Origin of the sequence: Pseudomonas sp. 22085 (assembly GCF_052045815.1) — a bacterium.
GTDB classification, from domain to species: domain Bacteria; phylum Pseudomonadota; class Gammaproteobacteria; order Pseudomonadales; family Pseudomonadaceae; genus Aquipseudomonas; species Aquipseudomonas glycinae.
On record NZ_JBQEQA010000003.1, the window covers coordinates 130,624 to 149,418 of the forward strand.

Annotated in this window: 15 protein-coding genes and 1 riboswitch; of the genes, 12 read left to right on the forward strand and 3 right to left on the reverse strand. The window is 62.1% G+C overall.

Annotated elements, in window-relative coordinates; translation table 11 throughout:
- Nucleotides 1-21: 21 nt before the first annotated feature.
- The gene (locus ACTJK7_RS04485) at nucleotides 22-1,455 is read right to left on the reverse strand and encodes a TolC family outer membrane protein (protein ID WP_011332156.1); all 1,434 of its coding nucleotides are present in this window, start codon (nucleotides 1,453-1,455) and stop codon (nucleotides 22-24) included.
- Nucleotides 1,456-1,651: 196 nt separating this feature from the next.
- Nucleotides 1,652-1,757: riboswitch (TPP riboswitch) on the forward strand.
- Nucleotides 1,758-1,904: 147 nt separating this feature from the next.
- Here ACTJK7_RS04485 and thiC point away from each other — a divergent pair.
- Both thiC and cytX read left to right on the forward strand, forming a co-directional pair.
- Entirely contained in the window at nucleotides 1,905-3,794 is a 1,890-nt protein-coding gene (thiC, locus tag ACTJK7_RS04490) for a phosphomethylpyrimidine synthase ThiC (RefSeq protein ID WP_108559280.1), read from the forward strand.
- Nucleotides 3,795-3,985: 191 nt separating this feature from the next.
- Nucleotides 3,986-5,278 carry a putative hydroxymethylpyrimidine transporter CytX gene (gene cytX, locus ACTJK7_RS04495; protein WP_085654392.1) on the forward strand — a complete coding sequence of 431 codons (1,293 nt, stop codon included), beginning with the start codon at nucleotides 3,986-3,988 and terminating at the stop codon, nucleotides 5,276-5,278.
- Here the strand turns inward: cytX and ACTJK7_RS04500 are convergent.
- Nucleotides 5,247-5,993, reverse strand: a complete 747-nt coding sequence (locus ACTJK7_RS04500) for an RsiV family protein (RefSeq protein ID WP_440779977.1) — start codon at nucleotides 5,991-5,993, stop codon at nucleotides 5,247-5,249. The two genes, cytX and ACTJK7_RS04500, sit on opposite strands and share 32 nt — an antisense overlap.
- A 220-nt stretch (nucleotides 5,994-6,213) precedes the next feature.
- On the opposite strand from ACTJK7_RS04500, the gene ACTJK7_RS04505 reads away from it, so the two are divergent.
- The 9 genes from ACTJK7_RS04505 to ACTJK7_RS04545 all read left to right on the forward strand — a co-directional run bounded on the left by ACTJK7_RS04505 (nucleotide 6,214) and on the right by ACTJK7_RS04545 (nucleotide 15,520).
- Nucleotides 6,214-6,831 (forward strand): NUDIX domain-containing protein, encoded by a 618-nt coding sequence (locus ACTJK7_RS04505; RefSeq protein ID WP_440779976.1) that lies wholly within the window; start codon nucleotides 6,214-6,216, stop codon nucleotides 6,829-6,831.
- Nucleotides 6,822-7,274 carry a DUF1249 domain-containing protein gene (locus ACTJK7_RS04510; protein WP_064382907.1) on the forward strand — a complete coding sequence of 151 codons (453 nt, stop codon included), beginning with the start codon at nucleotides 6,822-6,824 and terminating at the stop codon, nucleotides 7,272-7,274. The genes ACTJK7_RS04505 and ACTJK7_RS04510 overlap by 10 nt, the downstream gene beginning before the upstream one ends.
- A gap of 105 nt (nucleotides 7,275-7,379) precedes the next feature.
- Nucleotides 7,380-8,195 (forward strand): 3',5'-cyclic-AMP phosphodiesterase, encoded by an 816-nt coding sequence (gene cpdA / locus ACTJK7_RS04515; RefSeq protein ID WP_108559284.1) that lies wholly within the window; start codon nucleotides 7,380-7,382, stop codon nucleotides 8,193-8,195.
- Nucleotides 8,196-8,291: 96 nt separating this feature from the next.
- Nucleotides 8,292-8,900, forward strand: a complete 609-nt coding sequence (locus ACTJK7_RS04520) for a YqiA/YcfP family alpha/beta fold hydrolase (RefSeq protein ID WP_064382909.1) — start codon at nucleotides 8,292-8,294, stop codon at nucleotides 8,898-8,900.
- Nucleotides 8,901-8,942: 42 nt separating this feature from the next.
- Entirely contained in the window at nucleotides 8,943-10,850 is a 1,908-nt protein-coding gene (parE, locus tag ACTJK7_RS04525) for a DNA topoisomerase IV subunit B (protein WP_064382910.1), read from the forward strand.
- Nucleotides 10,850-11,839 carry an esterase-like activity of phytase family protein gene (locus ACTJK7_RS04530; RefSeq protein WP_085654390.1) on the forward strand — a complete coding sequence of 330 codons (990 nt, stop codon included), beginning with the start codon at nucleotides 10,850-10,852 and terminating at the stop codon, nucleotides 11,837-11,839. The genes parE and ACTJK7_RS04530 overlap by 1 nt, the downstream gene beginning before the upstream one ends.
- Nucleotides 11,836-12,360, forward strand: coding sequence for a retropepsin-like aspartic protease family protein (locus tag ACTJK7_RS04535; RefSeq protein WP_007952204.1), 525 nt, complete (start codon nucleotides 11,836-11,838; stop codon nucleotides 12,358-12,360). Before ACTJK7_RS04530 ends, ACTJK7_RS04535 begins: the two co-directional genes overlap by 4 nt.
- Before the next feature lie 7 nt (nucleotides 12,361-12,367).
- Entirely contained in the window at nucleotides 12,368-14,632 is a 2,265-nt protein-coding gene (gene parC, locus ACTJK7_RS04540; RefSeq protein WP_064382912.1) for a DNA topoisomerase IV subunit A, read from the forward strand.
- Nucleotides 14,633-14,809: 177 nt separating this feature from the next.
- Entirely contained in the window at nucleotides 14,810-15,520 is a 711-nt protein-coding gene (locus tag ACTJK7_RS04545; protein WP_064382913.1) for a PqiC family protein, read from the forward strand.
- A 382-nt stretch (nucleotides 15,521-15,902) separates the two neighbouring features.
- Here ACTJK7_RS04545 and ACTJK7_RS04550 read toward each other — a convergent pair whose 3' ends face one another.
- Nucleotides 15,903-17,411, reverse strand: a complete 1,509-nt coding sequence (locus ACTJK7_RS04550; RefSeq protein WP_197869237.1) for an AhpA/YtjB family protein — start codon at nucleotides 17,409-17,411, stop codon at nucleotides 15,903-15,905.
- A gap of 134 nt (nucleotides 17,412-17,545) precedes the next feature.
- Between ACTJK7_RS04550 and serB the strand changes: the two genes are divergently transcribed.
- Nucleotides 17,546-18,760: a phosphoserine phosphatase SerB gene (gene serB / locus ACTJK7_RS04555; protein WP_039766615.1), complete on the forward strand. Its 1,215-nt coding sequence runs from the start codon at nucleotides 17,546-17,548 to the stop codon at nucleotides 18,758-18,760.
- Nucleotides 18,761-18,795: the final 35 nt, after the last annotated feature.

Here is an 18,795-nt window from a genome sequence, read left to right on the forward strand (position 1 = left end):
CCTCAGGGCTGCGTTTCTTGTTTAAGGCCGGGCCTTGAGCTGGGCTTCCGCTGCCTTGGCCAGATCCGGTGGCAGGAAATCCTTGTCCGGGTTGTAGTCGGCTTTCAGGTAGCGGGTCAGATCCTGCAGGTCACCCGGGTTCAACGTCCCCGCTGCCTGCTTCAGGCGCAGGTTGTCGAGGATGTAGTCGTAGCGGGTGTTGTTGTAGTTGCGCACCGAAGTGTAGAGCTGACGCTGGGCGTCGAGCACGTCGACGATGTTGCGCGTCCCCACCTGATAACCGATTTCCGTGGCTTCCACCGCGCTCTGGTTGGAGATGATCGACTGCCGGCGCGCCTGCACCTGCTCGACGTCGGTGTTCACCGCGCGGTGCAGGTTGCGGGTGTTCTCCACCACTTGCCGACGCAGGCCTTCACGCTGCTGTTCGGTCTGGTCCAGCCGTGAGTAGGACTCGCGCACCTGGGAGCTGGTCAATCCGCCACTGTAGATCGGAATGTTCAGTTGCAGGCCCACGGTGCTCTGCTCGACATTGCCACTGTACGGCGTACCGAACGCATTCGGGTTGGAGAAACCCAGGGCGTCGTTGTCGCCCTTTTCGTATTTGGCCACGGCGTCGAGGGTCGGCAGGTGGCCGGCCTTGCGCTGTTTCAGGGTCTGTTCGGCGGAGCTGACCGCATAGTTGCTGGCCAGCAGATTGAGGTTCTGTTTCGCGGCGGTATCGACCCAGGCCTTGGCGTCGTTGGGCGCCGGCGGCAGGATCGGCAACGTGTGGACGATGCCCTGGATCGAGTTGTACTGGCGGTTGGTCAGGGTGATCAGCGCTTCGAACGCATCATCGACCTGACGCTGGGCGACGATCCGGTTGGCGCGTGCGGTGTCGTAACTGGCTTGCGACTGCAGCACGTCGGTCTTGTCCGACAGGCCCACATCGAAGCGCTCGTTGGACTGATCGAGCTGGCGCTTGAACGCGGCTTCCTCGGCTTTGGTCGAGGCCAGGTTGTCCTGGCTGCGCAGCACGTTGAAATAGCTTTCGGCGGTTTGCAGGATCAGGTTCTGCTCGGTCGCCGAGAGTTGCAGCGCGGCCTGCTCGTTGACGTCCTTGGCGGCCTGGTACTGGAACCAGCGGTCGGCGCGGAACAGCGGCTGCGCCAGGGTCGCCTGATAGGAGTGCGCGCTGCGGTTGGCGATGGCCGAGGGCTGGTCGATCGACGTGCGCACGTTGGCGACTTCAGCGCCGCCGGACAGGTTCGGCAGCAACCCGGCGCGGGCCTGGGGCACGACTTCTTTCTGCGCACCGTACTGGGCGCGGGCGGCGGCCAGGTCGGCGTTGTTGTCGACCGCTTCCTGATAGACGCTGACCAGATCAGTCTTGGTCGATAAAGGCGCTTCTGCTGCCCAGACCGTTGTGGTGGACGCACAAGACACGGCAACAGCCAGTGAGAGTTTGCGCAGCATGAGGCGATCCCTAGCATGAATATTATGGAAATAATCCGGGCGCCAAAGGTAAGGCGCGGCCCATGCAGCGTCAAGGCGCAGCATGGCGTAGCGAGTGTAGTTGCGCCAGCAGCAGGCAACAATCTGCCAATTGCGCCATTCATCATGGTGTTTGCCGCGGTGTTGGCGTTCTTTGCCGGTTGTGTCTAGACTGGCCGGGTTCTTGTCGGGGTGCCTTGCTATGAGGCTGAGATCGAATAATTTCGGATCCCGTTGAACCTGATCAGGTTAGCGCCTGCGTAGGGAACAAGATTTCTCGTCACCCGGCGAGTCCTCTTGTGCTTCGTCCGGGAAATTGTTCGACAATCGAACGCTCGACGACGATGCACAGCACCCGTTCTGGGTGCGTCCGTGCCTTTCAGGTTCTGCTCCGACAATCCACTGCCTGGATGCTGTCTGGAGAGCCCGTGATGACTACAAAATCTAAAAACGCGATCAACCTGAGTGACTCGGCCAAGGTCGACGAGCAGTCGGTCCAACCGTTCACCCGTTCGCAAAAAGTCTACGTTCAGGGCTCCCGCCCGGACATCCGCGTGCCGATGCGCGAAATCACCCTCGATGTGACCCCGACCGACTTTGGCGGCGAAATCAATGCGCCGGTCACCGTCTACGACACGTCGGGCCCGTACACCGATCCGAACGTGGTGATCGACGTGCGCAAAGGTCTGGGCGACGTGCGTTCGGCGTGGATCGACGACCGTGGCGACACCGAGCGTCTGCCAGGCCTGAGCTCGAATTTCGGTCAGGAACGCCTCGCCGACCCGGAGCTGACCAAGCTGCGTTTCGCCCACGTCAACAACCCGCGCCGCGCCAAGGCCGGGGCCAACGTCAGCCAGATGCACTACGCGCGCAAAGGCATCATCACCGCCGAGATGGAATACGTCGCCATCCGCGAAAACATGAAGCTGCAAGAGGCCCGCGCTGCTGGTCTGTTGAAGCAGCAGCACGCCGGCCACAGCTTCGGCGCGAGCATTCCGAAAGAAATCACCCCTGAGTTCGTGCGCGAGGAAATTGCTCGCGGCCGCGCGATCATCCCGGCCAACATCAACCACGTCGAACTGGAACCGATGATCATCGGCCGTAACTTCCTGGTGAAGATCAACGGCAACATCGGCAACAGCGCGCTGGGTTCGTCCATCGAAGAAGAAGTGGCGAAACTGACCTGGGGCATTCGCTGGGGTTCGGACACGGTGATGGACTTGTCCACCGGCAAACACATTCACGAAACCCGCGAGTGGATCATCCGCAACTCGCCGGTTCCGATCGGCACCGTGCCGATTTATCAGGCACTGGAAAAAGTGAATGGCGTCGCCGAAGACCTGACCTGGGAGCTGTTCCGCGACACGCTGATCGAGCAGGCCGAGCAGGGCGTCGACTACTTCACCATCCACGCCGGCGTGCTGCTGCGCTACGTGCCGCTGACCGCCAAACGCGTGACCGGCATTGTGTCCCGTGGCGGTTCGATCATGGCCAAGTGGTGCCTGGCGCACCACAAAGAGAACTTCCTCTACACCCACTTCGACGAAATCTGCGAGATCATGAAGGCCTACGACGTCAGCTTCTCGCTGGGCGACGGCCTGCGTCCGGGCTCGATTGCCGACGCCAACGACGAAGCGCAATTCGGCGAACTGGAAACCCTCGGCGAGCTGACCAAGATCGCCTGGAAGCACGACGTGCAATGCATGATCGAAGGCCCCGGCCACGTGCCGATGCAGTTGATCAAAGAGAACATGGACAAGCAGCTGGAGTGCTGCGACGAGGCGCCGTTCTACACCCTCGGCCCGCTGACCACCGACATTGCGCCGGGCTACGACCACATCACCTCCGGCATCGGTGCAGCGATGATCGGCTGGTTCGGTTGCGCCATGCTCTGCTACGTGACGCCGAAGGAACACTTGGGTCTGCCGAACAAGGATGACGTGAAGACCGGGATCATCACCTACAAAATCGCGGCCCATGCGGCGGATTTGGCCAAAGGACATCCGGGCGCGCAGATCCGCGACAACGCCTTGAGCAAGGCGCGTTTCGAATTCCGCTGGGAAGACCAGTTCAACCTCGGTCTGGACCCGGACACCGCCCGTTCGTATCACGATGAAACCCTGCCGAAGGATTCGGCGAAGGTCGCGCATTTCTGTTCGATGTGCGGGCCGAAATTCTGCTCGATGAAGATCACTCAGGAAGTCCGCGAATACGCGGCCAACCAGCGGATTGACGCGGTCGACGTGGACGTCGCCCAGGGCCTGGCGGAACAGGCCGAGCGGTTCAGGAAGGAAGGCAGTCAGCTGTACAAGAAGGTTTGATCCCGCACTGATCGTTCCCACGTCTAGGCGTCGGACCGTCCGCACCGATCGTTCCCACGCTCTGCGTGGGAATGCAGCCCGTGACGCTCCGCGTCACTGGACGCGGAGCGTCCCTAGAGGCGTTCCCACGCAGAGCGTGGGAACGATCAACGGGTCAGCACAAAAACAAATGTCCCTCTGAGATAACACCCTTGAGCATTCAACCCGGTACTTATTCTCCCGACCTCGCCGTGCCCGCCAACCAGCGTGTATTCGGCGGTCGCGACCTGTTTTCCCTATGGTTCTCCCTCGGCATCGGCCTGATGGTGTTGCAGACCGGTGCGCTGCTGGCGCCGGGGCTGGGGCTGTCGGGATCGCTGCTGGCGATCTTCCTCGGCACCCTGGTCGGCGTCCTGTTGCTGGCCGCCGTCGGCGTGATCGGCAGCGACACCGGCCTGTCGTCGATGGCCGCGCTGAAACTCAGCCTCGGCAGCAAAGGCGCGAGCCTGCCGGCGCTGCTTAACCTGCTGCAACTGATCGGTTGGGGTTCGTTCGAAATCATCGTCATGCGTGACGCCGCCAGCCTGCTCGGCACCCGTGCGTTCAGCGAAGGTTCGCTGTGGGCCAGTCCGATGTTGTGGACGCTGTGTTTCGGTGCATTGGCGACCTTGCTCGCGGTCAGCGGACCGTTGACGTTCGTGCGCAAGATCCTGCGCAAATGGGGCATCTGGCTGATTCTGGCCGCGTGCATCTGGCTGACCTGGAACCTGTTCGCCAAGGCTGACCTCGCCGCCTTGTGGGCACAGGCTGGGGATGGCTCGATGCCGCTCGCCGTGGGCTTCGACATCGCCATCGCGATGCCGCTGTCGTGGCTGCCACTGATCGCCGACTACTCGCGTTTCGGCAAGCGGGCCAAGAATGTATTCGGCGGTACCGCGATCGGTTTCTTCATCGGCAACTTCTGGCTGATGAGCCTGGGCGTCGCCTACACCCTGGCATTCGCGCCGAGCGGTGAAGTCAACGCGCTGCTGTTGGCGCTGGCCGGCGCCGGTCTTGGGATTCCGCTGTTGCTGATTCTGCTGGACGAGTCGGAAAACGCTTTCGCCGACATTCACTCGGCAGCGGTTTCCAGCGGGATTCTGTTGCGTCTGAAAGTCGAGCATCTGGCGTTGGTCATTGGTGTTATCTGCACCTTGATCGCCTTGCTCGCGCCATTGGCGCAATACCAGAACTTCCTGCTGCTGATCGGTTCGGTGTTCGCGCCGCTGTTCGGCGTGGTGCTGGTGGATCACTTCATCCTGCGCAAGCGCAGTGCCCAAGTGGCGTCGGCCGCGTTGCGCTGGCCGGCACTGTTGGCCTGGTTGGGTGGCATCAGCACCTATCACTTGCTGGCCAATCTGTATCCGGATGTCGGCGCGACCCTACCGGCGCTGGTGCTGGCAGGGCTGCTGCAACTGGTGCTCGGCCGGGCTTTCAGTTACGGCCGGGAAACAGCTCGGGCTTGAGAATGCCGTTCAGGCGCGGGTAAGGGATCTTCAGTTCGACGTGGCCCAGCGCATAAGGCGCGATGGTGGTCACGTCGTACTTGAGGATCACACCGCCGTAGGTCAGCGCCACGTTCGGGGTTTTGACGAACGGCCAGCTCTTCACGAATTCCGGTTCCTGATCGAGCTTGGTGCTGATCAACCAGCTGTTGTGCGCCACTTGCGCCGCTTTCCAGAACGCCTCTTCCTGACCCGGCAGCAACATGTCCGCCAGAGTCAGCACTTTGTGCTGCTGACGCGAATAGTTGATGAAACCACGGCCAGGCGTGCCATGGGCTCCGCCGGTGTCCAGGTAGCTCGACGTTTCGATGATCACCAGACCGTCATGCTGCTCGCGTACTTTCGCCTGCAAATAGCTGCTGTTGCGCGGGCCGGCGTTGGCCAGGAACTGCTCGCGATACGCTGCCAGCGTCGGCGCCACCGGGGCGTTCGGTGCGGTGCGGGTCATTTGCAGCAGACGTTTTTCGATGATGCCGTCCAGCGCCGGTTCTGCCGGGAAGCGCAACGTATCGATGTTGACCAGTGGGCAGTCCTGGTTGGAGCAACCCGTTTTCAGCGTTTCCGAGGCGTCGCGGGTGGTTTCCAGCGGCGTGCGGTAGTTGGGCTGGAACAGGCTGGCGCAAGCGCCCAGGGTCAGGGCGATGGCGGCCACGGAGGCGATTTTGAAAAGCGACATGGGCGTCCTTTCTGAAGCAGGGGAAGGCAAAAAGTTACCGCTTCGACTCTCAACGGAGCGGTCAGTTCGCCACTAAGCTAATTAGAGTGGGTTTCGCCTCCACCGTCCATCCCGCTGACAGTAAAGGGGCTGCATCAAACGTCACGGGCGCGTTAGGATGGCGCGAAGTCGAGGTCGCAAGAAGGCGCCTCGTGTTGGATTTGCAGTAAAGAGGATGCTCATGACCGATTTTGCCAAAGCCATTCCGAGCGCCGTCGATATCGTGCGACGCGAGCAGTGCTACAAGGGCTTCTACAAGCTCGACCGTCTGCACTTGCGCCACGAACTGTTCGCCGGTGGCATGAGCCGCGAAATCAATCGTGAAGTGTTCGTGCGCCACGATGCCGTGTGCATGCTGCCCTACGATCCGCAGCGCGATGAAGTGGTGCTGATCGAGCAGTTTCGCGTCGGTGCTCTGGGCAAGACGGACAACCCGTGGCTGGTGGAGCTGGTCGCCGGTCTGATCGACAAGGACGGACAGCCGGAAGAAGTTGCTCACCGCGAGGCACAGGAGGAAGCTGGGCTGGACATCAAGGCCCTGTGGCCGATGACCAAATACTTTCCGTCGCCGGGCGGCAGCAACGAATTCGTGCATCTGTATCTGGGGCGTTGCAGCACCGAAGGCGCAGGCGGCCTGCATGGGCTGGAAGAAGAAGCCGAAGATATTCGCGTCACGGTCTGGGCCTTTGAAGATGCCCTGCAGGCCGTACGCGACGGACGGATTGCCAATGCGGCGAGCATCATCGCCTTGCAGTGGCTGGCGCTCAATCGCGCCGAAGTGAGGGGGTTATGGTCGTAAACAAGTTGCGCGATCGCTACCGTGTCGACCTCGCGGGGCTGCAAGCCGCCTGCGAGGCGAACTACGCGCGCCTGATGCGACTGTTGCCGGACATGCGCAGCGACCCCGAAGCGCGGCGCATCGCCGTGACCCAGGGCGACCAGATGCTCGGCGTGCTGGCGCTGGAGGTGCTGCAGACCTGTCCGTACACCACGACCTTGCAGGTGCGCCAGGAACACAGCCTGCCGTGGCTGCCGGTGCCGCAACTGGAAGTGCAGGTGTATCACGACGCGCGCATGGCCGAGGTGATCAGTGCCGAGCATGCGCGACGCTTTCGCGGCGTCTATCCTTACCCGAATGCGGCCATGCATCAGCCGGATGAAAAGTCCCAGCTCAATCTGTTCCTGGGTGAGTGGCTGAGTCATTGTCTGGCGTGCGGACACGAATACGCGGCAGTCCGATAACCAGCGCAAGTTGTGAACTGCGTCCGGTTCGCCGGTTTCTCTTTGTGCTGTCCCCCCGCATAATTGCCGCACCTATCCAGTCCCGCGATCCCGGGGGAGAACGCCTTGCCGAGCGTATCGACTTTGACCACCGCCGACACGGCGTTGCTGGTGCAACTCTCTGACAGTCACCTGTTCGCCGAAGCGGATGGAACGCTGCTGGGCATGAATACCCGCGAGAGCCTGCAAAAAGTCATCGATCTGGTGCTCGAACAGCAACCGCGGATCGACCTGATCGTTGCCAGCGGCGACCTGTCCCAGGACGGTACGCTGGAGTCCTATCAGCTGTTTCGCCAAATGACGGCGCAGATCGATGCGCCGGCCCGCTGGATTCCCGGCAATCACGACGAACCGCAGATCATGGCGCAGGCGACGGTGAAGAGTGCACTGCTGGAGTCTGTGGTGGATGTCGGCAACTGGCGCGTGACCCTGCTCGATTCGGCAGTGCCCGGTTCGGTGCCGGGGTATTTGCAGGATGACCAACTGCAATTGCTCGCCCGTTCCCTGAGCGAAGCGCCGGATCGCCATCATCTGGTGTGCTTCCACCACCATCCGGTGTCGATCGGTTGCGCCTGGATGGAGCCGATCGGCTTGCGCAATCCGGAAGCCTTTTTCGAGGTGCTCGATCGTTTCCCGCAGGCCCGCGCCGTGCTGTGGGGGCATGTGCATCAGGAAATCGACCGCGAGCGCAACGGTGTACGGCTGATCGCCTCGCCATCGACCTGCATCCAGTTCGAGCCGGGCAGTGAAGACTTCAAGGTCGGCGAGCAGGCACCGGGGTATCGCTGGTTGCGCTTGTTGCCGGATGGGCAGCTGGAGACCGGCGTGGAGCGTGTCACCGGTTTTGATTTTCAGGTGGATTACGGCTCCAACGGTTACTGATTGACGGGTGCAGCGCTGATTTCCTCAGGTGCTGGCCCAACACCCCTCGACTCCCTGTAAACTCCGCTTTCTTCAGCCGACGCCCAGGGAGCTCAAATGTCCGGTTCGATTCTCTATATCCATGGTTTCAACAGCGCGCCGGCCTCGAAGAAGGCCTGTCAGCTGGTCGAGGTGATGGAGCGGCTGGGTTTGAGCGACCAACTGCGTGTGCCGGCGCTGCATCATCACCCGCGCGAAGCCATCGGTCAGCTGGAGCAGGCAATTGCCGAACTCGGCCGGCCATTGCTGGTGGGAAGCTCGCTCGGCGGCTACTATGCGACTCACCTGGCCGAGCGCCATGGCCTGAAAGCCTTGCTGGTCAACCCGGCCGTCAGTCCACATCGGATGTTCGACGGATACCTGGGCACCCAGAAAAACCTGTACACCGACGAAACCTGGGAGCTGACCCACGACCACGTGACGGCCCTGGCCGAGCTGGAAGTGCCGGCGCCGCAGGATCCGCAGCGATATCAGGTATGGTTGCAGACCGGAGATGAAACGCTGGATTATCGCCTCGCCCAGCAGTATTACCGGGCCTGTGCCTTGCGCATTCAGGCCGGCGGCGACCACAGTTTCCAGGGATTTGTTACACAATTGCCGGCATTGCTCAGCTTTGCCGGGATTGGCGCCGATACCTATCAGGCAATCGATTTCACCGCACTGTGAAGTCTTGCCCCATTTTCATTGAATCACTGACGACGAGACCCTATGGCCACTCCCAGCGCTAGCTCCTATAACGCCGACGCCATCGAAGTCCTCTCGGGCCTCGACCCGGTGCGCAAACGCCCCGGCATGTACACCGACACCAGTCGGCCGAACCACCTTGCCCAGGAAGTCATCGACAACAGCGTCGACGAAGCCCTGGCCGGCCACGCCAAATCGATCCAGGTCATTCTCCACGCCGACCACTCGCTGGAAGTCTGCGACGACGGCCGTGGCATGCCGGTCGACATCCACCCGGAAGAGGGTGTGTCGGGCGTCGAGCTGATCCTCACCAAGCTCCATGCGGGCGGCAAGTTTTCCAACAAGAACTACCAGTTCTCCGGCGGTCTGCACGGGGTGGGTATTTCCGTGGTCAACGCCTTGTCGACCCAGGTGCGGGTGCGGGTCAAGCGTGACGGCAACGAATACGAAATGACCTTCGCCGACGGCTTCAAGGCCACCGATCTGCAAGTGATCGGCACCGTCGGCAAGCGCAATACCGGGACCAGCGTGTACTTCGCGCCGGACCCGAAATACTTTGACTCACCAAAATTCTCCATCAGCCGCCTCAAGCACGTGCTCAAGGCCAAGGCCGTCTTGTGCCCGGGGCTGCTGATCAGCTTTGAAGACAAAGGCACTGGCGAGAAGGTCGAGTGGCATTACGAAGACGGCCTGCGCTCTTACTTGGTGGATGCGGTCAGCGAATTCGAGCGCCTGCCGGACGCACCGTTCTGCGGCAACCTGGCGGGCACCAAGGAAGCGGTCGAGTGGGCCCTGCTGTGGCTGCCGGAAGGCGGCACTTCGGTCACTGAAAGCTACGTCAACCTGATCCCGACGGAGCAGGGCGGTACCCACGTCAACGGTCTGCGTCAGGGCCTGCTCGATGCGATGCGCGAATTCTGCGAATTCCGCAGCCTGCTGCCGCGCGGCGTGAAGCTGGCACCGGAAGACGTCTGGGAACGCATCGCTTTCGTCCTGTCGATGAAGATGCAGGAACCGCAATTCTCCGGCCAGACCAAAGAGCGCCTGTCGTCCCGTGAAGCGGCGGCTTTCGTTTCCGGTGTGGTCAAGGACGCGTTCAGCCTGTGGCTCAACGCCAACCCGGAAACCGGTCTGGCCCTGGCAGAGCTGGCGATCAGCAACGCTGGCCGTCGCCTGAAGGCCAGCAAGAAAGTCGAACGCAAGCGCATCACCCAAGGGCCGGCATTGCCGGGCAAACTGGCTGATTGCGCCGGGCAGGATCCGATGCGTTCCGAACTGTTCCTGGTGGAAGGTGATTCCGCCGGCGGCTCGGCCAAGCAGGCACGGGACAAGGAATACCAGGCGATCCTGCCGTTGCGCGGCAAGATCCTCAACACCTGGGAAGTCGACGGCAGCGAAGTCCTGGCCAGCCAGGAAGTGCACAACATCGCGGTGGCCATCGGTGTCGATCCGGGCGCCGAGGACATGAGTCAACTGCGCTACGGCAAGATTTGCATCCTCGCCGACGCCGACTCCGACGGCCTGCACATCGCGACCCTGCTCTGTGCCTTGTTCGTCCAGCATTTCCGCCCGCTGGTGGATGCCGGTCACGTCTATGTCGCGATGCCGCCGTTGTACCGCATCGACCTGGGCAAAGAGATCTACTACGCCCTCGACGAAGCGGAGCGCGACGGGATCCTCGACCGTCTGGTCGCCGAGAAGAAACGCGGCAAGCCGCAGGTCACCCGATTCAAAGGTCTGGGTGAAATGAACCCGCCGCAACTGCGTGAAACCACCATGGACCCGAACACCCGGCGCCTGGTGCAGTTGACCCTTGGGGACGATTTCGCCGAGACCTCGGAAATGATGGACATGCTGCTGGCGAAGAAACGTGCCGGCGACCGCAAGACCTGGCTTGAATCCAAGGGCAACCTTGCCGAGGTTCTGGCCTGATGCGGTTTGGCTGGACCTTGGCGGGTGCGTTGCTGCTGGGTTCGATGACGGTGTCGGCAGAGCCTGCGCAAGAACTGCGCGTGCTCGCCGAACACCCGGTCGAAGGCATGCGCGGCGGCAACCTGTCGGGGCTGGCCTTGTGCGGCAATGACCTGTGGACCGTTTCGGATCGCGACGATGACCAGATTTATCGTCTCGATACTCGCGATCCCGTCTGGCAGGCGACTGCCGTGCGCATCGACCCGCCGCCAGTGCCCGACAGCGGTTTGCCGTGGGGCATCAAGTCGCGGACCTGGGCGGCGTCGTTTGTTCGCGGCGGTGATCTGGATTTCGAAGGGATCACCTGCGACAGCGCCGGCAATCGCTACATTGTCAGCGAAGGCCATGCCGCCGTACTGCAAGTGCCGCCGCAGGGGCCGTCGTCATGGCTGAAAATCTCGCCGATGATGGTGCGCGAAGCGCGGGCCAGTGGCCTGCTACTGCAATTCAATGCGATCTTCGAAGGCCTGGCGATCAATCCGGCGGGCGATCAGATGTGGCTGGCTGCCGAGCGACAAAGCCGCGGTTTGTTGCTGATCAAACGCCAGCAGACGGTGTGGGATTGTGACGGTCGCTGTGTGCTGCTCAGTGAAGGCGGGATGGAAATGCAACCACCGCAGTTTCCCAAAGCCCGACCGGTCAATCGGGATTTTTCCGACGTTTCATTGTTCGACGGAAAACTGTTTACCCTTGAACGCAACGCCTACCAGATCTGTCGCCGTGATGCGCAGACGGCCAAGGTCGAGCTCTGCTGGTCGTATGCGGCCGAGCTGTTGCAGGCCAATCGGCGTTATTCGCAGAACTTCGGGCTGGAAGAGGCGTTGGTTGTTGATGCTCAGGGTGCTTGGATCGGCGTCGACAACAATTTCGGCCCGCGCGCCGATGGCGAGGTTCGCCCGATCATCTGGCGCTTCGCTGCGCCTGAGGGTGGTTGGAGCGCCAAGCCGTGAGTCAGCAACCGCCGGGCAAGCGCGCCGGTCGTGTGCTGATGATTCTGGCCTGGTGCGCGGCGCTGTTTCTGGCCACGCGGTTTTTCGGGCAGTGGGAAGAACGCCAGCGTAATCCCAATGTGGAAGTGGCTTCGCAGCAGGGTAACGGTTTTATTGAAGTGAAACTGATCGGTAACGCCCAGGGACATTTTGTCGCCAGCGGCCTGATCAACGGCCGGCCGGTGGAGTTCATGCTCGACACCGGCGCGACCGATGTGGCAATCCCGGCCGAGGTGGCGAAAAACCTCCGGCTGGAAGAAGGTTTCGGTGTGACCCTGAGCACGGCCAATGGCCTGAGCCAGGGCTATCGCACCCGTATCGACCGCCTGCAGTTGGGCGACATCGTGTTGCGGGACGTCCGCGCACTGGTGGCGCCGGGGCTGCATGGCGATCAGGTGCTGCTCGGCATGAGCGCCCTGAACAAACTTGAATTTACCCAGCGCGGTGGCACCATGCTGCTGCGCCAGACAACGAACCGATGAGGCCCGCATGAGCGACTCCCTTGATCTCAGCCTGGACGGTGTAGAACGCCGCTCGCTGGCTGACTTCACCGAAAATGCCTACCTCAACTACTCCATGTACGTGATCATGGACCGTGCCCTGCCGCATATCGGCGACGGTCTGAAACCGGTACAGCGGCGTATCGTCTACGCCATGAGCGAGCTGGGGCTGGATGCCGATTCCAAGCACAAGAAGTCGGCGCGTACCGTCGGCGACGTGCTCGGCAAGTTCCACCCGCACGGCGACTCGGCGTGTTACGAAGCGATGGTGCTGATGGCCCAGCCGTTCAGCTATCGCTACACGCTGGTGGACGGCCAGGGTAACTGGGGTGCGCCGGACGATCCGAAATCCTTCGCCGCCATGCGTTACACCGAAGCGCGGCTGTCGCGTTATTCCGAAGTGCTGCTCAGCGAACTGGGCCAGGGCACCGCAGACTGGGGCCCGAACTTCGACGGCACCCTGCAGGAACCTCTGGTGTTGCCGGCACGTTTGCCGAACATCCTGCTCAATGGCACCACCGGGATCGCCGTGGGCATGGCCACCGACGTACCGCCGCACAACCTGCGCGAAGTCGCCACCGCGTGCGTGCGCCTGCTCGATGAGCCGAAAGCTACGGTCGAACAGCTCTGCGAGCACATTCAGGGCCCGGACTATCCGACCGAAGCGGAAATCATCACCCCACGCGCCGACCTGCTGAAAATGTACGAAACCGGCAAGGGCTCGGTGCGCATGCGCGCCGTGTACCACGTCGAGGACGGCGACATCATCGTCACCGCGCTGCCGCATCAGGTCTCCGGGGCCAAGGTGCTGGAACAGATCGCTGCGCTGATGCAGGCCAAACCGTCGAAAGCGCCGCAGATCGCCGATCTTCGCGACGAATCCGACCACGAAAACCCGTGCCGCATCGTGATCATCCCGGTCAACAGCCGTGTCGATCACGAAGCACTGATGCAGCACCTGTTCGCCAGCACCGAGCTGGAGTCGACCTACCGGGTCAACGTCAACATCATCGGTCTGGACGGCAAGCCGCAGCTGAAAAACCTCCGTGCGTTGCTGGTGGAGTGGCTGGAGTTCCGCGTGCTGACCGTGCGTCGCCGCCTGCAATTTCGCCTCGACAAGGTCGAGCGCCGGCTGCACCTGTTGGACGGTTTGCTGATCGCCTACCTCAACCTGGATGAAGTGATCCACATCATCCGCACCGAGGAACACCCGAAAGCCAAGCTGATCGAGCGTTTCGCCCTCAGCGAAATCCAGGCCGACTACATCCTCGACACCCGTCTGCGTCAGTTGGCGCGACTGGAAGAGATGAAGCTGCGCGACGAGCAGGACGAACTGCTCAAGGAACAGGCCAAGCTGCAAGCCCTGCTGAGCAGCGAAGCCAAGCTGAAGAAGCTGGTTCGCAGCGAGCTGCTGAAAGACGCTGAAACCTACGGCGATGACCGTCGGTCGCCAATCGTCGAGCGCGCTGAAGCCAAGGCGCTGACCGAGCACGATCTGCTGCCGAACGAGAAAGTTACCGTTGTGCTGTCGGAAAAGGGCTGGATCCGCTCGGCCAAGGGCCACGATATCGACGCCACCGGCCTGTCATACAAGGCCGGGGACGGCTTCAAGACCTCGGCGGCGGGGCGTTCCAACCAGTCAGCCGTGGTCATCGACTCCACGGGCCGCAGTTACTCGCTGGCCACCCACACCCTGCCATCGGCACGGGGCCAGGGCGAGCCGTTGACCGGCCGTCTGACGCCGCCGCCGGGCGCAACGTTCGAGTGTGTGCTGATGCCTGAGGAGGACTCGCTGTACGTGATCGCCTCCGACGCCGGCTACGGTTTCGTGGTGAAAGGCGAAGACCTGCAGGCCAAGAACAAGGCCGGCAAGGCGCTGTTGAGCCTGCCGAACAACGCCAAGGTGATCGCGCCGCGTCCGGTGGCCGATCGCGAGCACAACTGGCTGGCCTCGGTGACGACCGAGGGTCGCCTGCTGATCTTCAAGATCAGCGATCTGCCACAATTAGGAAAGGGCAAAGGCAACAAGATCATCGGTATCTCCGGTGAGCGTGTGGCCAGTCGCGAAGAATATGTCACGGACATCGCCGTTCTTCCGGAAGGCGCCACCTTGGTGCTGCAGGCCGGAAAACGCACCTTGTCGCTGAAAGCCGACGACCTCGAACACTACAAAGGTGAACGTGGTCGCCGTGGTAACAAACTGCCACGTGGCTTCCAGCGGGTGGATGCGCTGCTCGTCGAAAACCTCAATTAGGCGTCCCAGACGCTCCGATCTACGATTTAACCCGTAGATCGGCGCTTTGGCGCTGGAGTCGGAACGCATATTCACGGATGATATGGCCTTTCCAAGCGCCGGCGTGGCCGAGCGTTCTTCATATTTATTGAGTATTTTCACTGTGGTCAGCCTTGTGGCGGCCACCTGGACGGGATGATGACTTCTCTGCGCCCCCTTATTTTCCTGCTCGCCGGCGTTCTTGGCCTGGCGGGTTGCAGCGTTCACCAGCCGGTGTCGCTGTATCAGCTGGACAGCGGAAGTCCGGCCCAGCCTGCGCAAAGCGCGGGCATGGCAGTTTTGCTGGGCCCTGTGATCGTAGCCGACTACCTGCAACGGGAAACCCTGTTGCAGCGTCAACCGGACGGCAGCCTGCAAGCTTCGACCGATGGTCGCTGGGCCGGAAGCCTTTCGTCGGACATCGATCAGTTGCTGTTGCGTCAGGTTGCCGGTCATCTGGACAGTCAGCGCGTCGTGCTGGCGCCGGCCACCGTGGGCTTCACTCCGGACGTGCAGGTGCTGTTGACCATTACGCGTCTGGATTCCGGTGCCAAGCAACCGGCGATTCTGGACGCGCAGTGGCGCCTGATCGACCGTCGTGGTCAGGTGCGGGACAACCGCATCGTGCATCTGCAGGAACAGCATGCCGGCACCACCGCCGCGCAGGTGCAGGCACAGGGCGTACTGTTGCAGCGCCTGGCGGAGCAGCTGTCGGTAGCGCTCAAGCCGTTGGCCAATCAGCCACCGGTGGCCGAGGCGCCGCGCAAACCGGCACCGAAGCCGGCAGCACCGGCGGCGGAAGCCGAGAAGCAGCCGAAAATACCGATGGCTTCGCCGATTCGTACGGATATGGAAGTGTTTCGCTTCTAGGACTGGATCGAGTCAGAACAGAGCCCGCCCTGTGCGGGCTTTGTTGTGTCTGGACGTTGGTGGATCCATGCTTTGGTGCCCGGCTGGAAAAAGCCCCTCACCCTAACCCTCTCCCGGAGGGAGAGGGGACTGACCGAGATGTCTGGCGTCATACATCGACCTGAAAGATCTTGGCGATTATGGATTCAAAGCTGGGCGTTCAAGTCGCTGCAGCTCTTCAATATTCCCGGATCGGTTCCCTCTCCCTACGGGCGGTCCGACGTTTCGGGAGGGCTAGGGTGAGGGGGCTCTTCAGGGTCAGGCGCAATCACGAAAACCCCACGCACAAAAAAGCCCGCAGACAATCACTCGTCTGCGGGCTTGTTTGTAACTGGCTTAAGGCTTAAGCCCGACGCTCATGCATCCGCGCCAGTTGCCGCTCAAGCATCGACGGATAAGGCTCCATCAACCGCTCCACGCAGCAAGCCCCCTCAGGGCTGGCAATCGGCCGGATCCGTGCACGCTGGCGGATCAGCGCGTCGTCACCGATCTTGCGCTCCACCAGCAGCAGGTTGCGGCTGTGTTGCGACAGGGCCAGCGCGTCCTGGGCGGAATCGGTCAGCAACAGGTCGATCTGGCTCAGGCCGAACAGTTCGTCGCCGAGGGTCAGGCCCAACTGCAATTGCAGGGTGATGCCGCTGTCGGCGACTTCGATCTGCAACTGGTGGCCCAGCGCCCGCAGCAACTCGCCGCAGCAGATGGCGTTGGTCAGGTAGTCGTCGCCGCTGTCTTCGGTGTGGAACAGCATCAGCGTGCTGCCGTCGTTCAGGGTTTCGATTTCGCCCTGATACAGCGAAGCGGCCTGTTCCAGGCAATCGCGATAGCGATCCTGCAACTCTTCCAGTCGTGCCCGCGGCAAGCGGCGCAGTTGTTCCTGCGAGCCCAGTTGCACCGCCAGCACCGCCGTGTGTTGCGGCACGCTCGGGGTCGGGCGGCGCACGGCCGGTTGCGCGGCATCGCTCAGCGACTCGTCACGCAGATCGGCGAACGGGTCTTCGTCATCGTCGTCTTCAACGGTGCTGACCACATGGCGTGGCGCGGGCTTCTGCGCGGCCATCGGGCGGCTTTCGTCAAAACTTGGATCACGCAGGTTGCGCACTTCGAATTCCGGCTCGTCGTCCTCGAACTCGGGCTCCGGCTCGGGCTCCGGTTCGGCCGGCTCCGGGGCGTAGTTGGCGTGCAACTGGCGGGCAAGATCGCCGATCTCGTCCTGACGCTCGATCCCCGGCGTGTATTCGTCGATCCGGCGCAGCCATACACGCAGTTGCAGCAGCGGCGTGGAAATGTGCCGGCCCAGACGCAGGCTCAGGGCCAGGGACAGTGCCAGCAGGATCGCACTCAGGATGCCCATGCTTTGCAGGCTGATGGTCATCGGCTGCTGGAACTGATCCATGTCCAGGCTGATGCGCAGTTGCCCGGCGGTCACGTCCTGGAAGGTGATCTTGCTCTCGTACATGCCCTCGGCTTCGCCGAGCAGGCCGTGCTTGGGCCGCTGACCGGACTCGGCGAGGATGCGGTTGTCCACGCTGTAGATGGCGGCGTGGGCCACCAGCTTGTTCTTGGTCAGGTTGTTGAGCAGCACGTTGAGGCTGAGGATGTCGTTGGACACCAGCAGCTCGGTGGCGGAGGTGGCGGTCTGCGTGGTCAGGCTTTCGCCCAGCGCATCGGCCTGCTCGTGCATGGCCTGCTTGAACTGCAGGCCCATCACGCAGGCATAGATCACCAGGGCCAGAGCGACCAGGATCACGTTATGGCTGGCAATGCGCAATGCAATCGGTACACGGCGGTGGCGCAGTGCACGGAAGATCAGCAGAAAGAAGTTATCGGTTTTAACTGGCGTGGGCCGGTTCACTGAGCTCGGCTCTTTTGTCCGTGAAGTTGACGCGCAGTATAGCGACAGGCCCTAGACCGGCAAAGCGCTGGCGGTGCCCGATGGTCACTGAAAGTGGGTAGAATGCGGTTTTTTTCCAGTTGCGGGGGTGCGCGTTGCGCGAAATCGTCCTGATTAACATCACGGGAGTCGACCGTCCTGGTCTGACGGCGGCCATTACCGGTGTACTGGCCCAGGGTGGTGTGAATATCCTCGACATCGGTCAGGCGGTGATCCACGACATGCTGTCGTTCGGCATCCTCGTGGAAATTCCCGACTCCGAGCAAGGCAAGTCGGTGCTCAAGGACATCCTGTTCAAGGGCTATGAGCTCGATCAGCAGGTGCGCTTCACCCCGGTGTCCGAAGAGGATTACCAGCAATGGGTGGGCAATCAGGGCAAGAAGCGCCACATCGTTACCCTGCTGACCCGCAAGGTCACCGCCGGCCAGTTGCAGGCCGTGAGCTCGATCACCGCCAAATACGGCCTGAACATCGACCATATCGACCGTCTGTCGGGTCGTATGCCGCTGGACACCCCGGCTGACAAGGGCAAGGGTTGCATCGAGTTCTCCGTGCGCGGCGAAGCCGCCGATCCGCAAGCCCTGCGCGCCGAGTTCCTCAGCGTGGCACAGGAGCTGAACGTTGATATCGCCTTCCAGGAAGATTCGCTGTTCCGTCGCAACCGTCGTCTGGCGGTGTTCGACATGGACTCGACCCTGATCGAAGCCGAAGTCATCGACGAACTGGCCAAAGCCGCCGGCGTTGGCGATCAGGTTTCGCAAATCACCGAGCGGGCAATGGCCGGCGAGCTGGACTTTCGCGCCAGCTTCAAGGAGCGTCTGGCGCTGCTCAAGGGCCTGGATGTCAGCGTACTCGATTCGATCGGCGCCTCGCTGCGCCTGACCGAAGGCGCCGAAACCCTGTTCGCCGAACTCAAGCGCCTGGGCTACAAGACCGCGATCCTGTCGGGCGGCTTCACCTACTTCGCCAAGCAACTTCAGGCCAAGCTCGGTATCGACTATGTGTTCGCCAACGAACTGGAAGTGGTCGACGGCAAGTGCACCGGCGTGGCGATCGAGCCGATCGTCGATGCCCAGCGCAAGGCCGATCTGCTGAAGCAACTGGCTGAAAAAGAAGGTTTGCGTCTGGAGCAGACCATCGCCGTGGGCGATGGCGCCAATGACCTGCCGATGCTGGCGATTGCCGGTCTGGGCGTGGCGTTCCGCGCCAAACCGCTGGTCAAGCAGTCGGCGAAGCAGGCGATCTCGACCCTCGGTCTGGATGGTGTGCTGTACCTGCTGGGCTTCCGCGATCGCGACGGGCAGCTCTGACCCAGGCACAGGATCGCAGCCCTTGGCTGCGGTCC

Excerpts from the sequence above, each read along its gene's own strand:
- ACTJK7_RS04485 (WP_011332156.1), bottom strand. The coding sequence starts at position 1,455 with ATGCTGCGCAAACTCTCACTGGCTGTTGCCGTGTCTTGTGCGTCCACC.
- thiC (WP_108559280.1), top strand. The coding sequence starts at position 1,905 with ATGACTACAAAATCTAAAAACGCGATCAACCTGAGTGACTCGGCCAAG.
- ACTJK7_RS04500 (WP_440779977.1), bottom strand. The coding sequence starts at position 5,993 with ATGTCGCTTTTCAAAATCGCCTCCGTGGCCGCCATCGCCCTGACCCTG.
- ACTJK7_RS04505 (WP_440779976.1), top strand. The coding sequence starts at position 6,214 with ATGACCGATTTTGCCAAAGCCATTCCGAGCGCCGTCGATATCGTGCGA.
- ACTJK7_RS04510 (WP_064382907.1), top strand. The coding sequence starts at position 6,822 with ATGGTCGTAAACAAGTTGCGCGATCGCTACCGTGTCGACCTCGCGGGG.
- ACTJK7_RS04520 (WP_064382909.1), top strand. The coding sequence starts at position 8,292 with ATGTCCGGTTCGATTCTCTATATCCATGGTTTCAACAGCGCGCCGGCC.
- parE (WP_064382910.1), top strand. The coding sequence starts at position 8,943 with ATGGCCACTCCCAGCGCTAGCTCCTATAACGCCGACGCCATCGAAGTC.
- ACTJK7_RS04530 (WP_085654390.1), top strand. The coding sequence starts at position 10,850 with ATGCGGTTTGGCTGGACCTTGGCGGGTGCGTTGCTGCTGGGTTCGATG.
- parC (WP_064382912.1), top strand. The coding sequence starts at position 12,368 with ATGAGCGACTCCCTTGATCTCAGCCTGGACGGTGTAGAACGCCGCTCG.
- ACTJK7_RS04545 (WP_064382913.1), top strand. The coding sequence starts at position 14,810 with ATGACTTCTCTGCGCCCCCTTATTTTCCTGCTCGCCGGCGTTCTTGGC.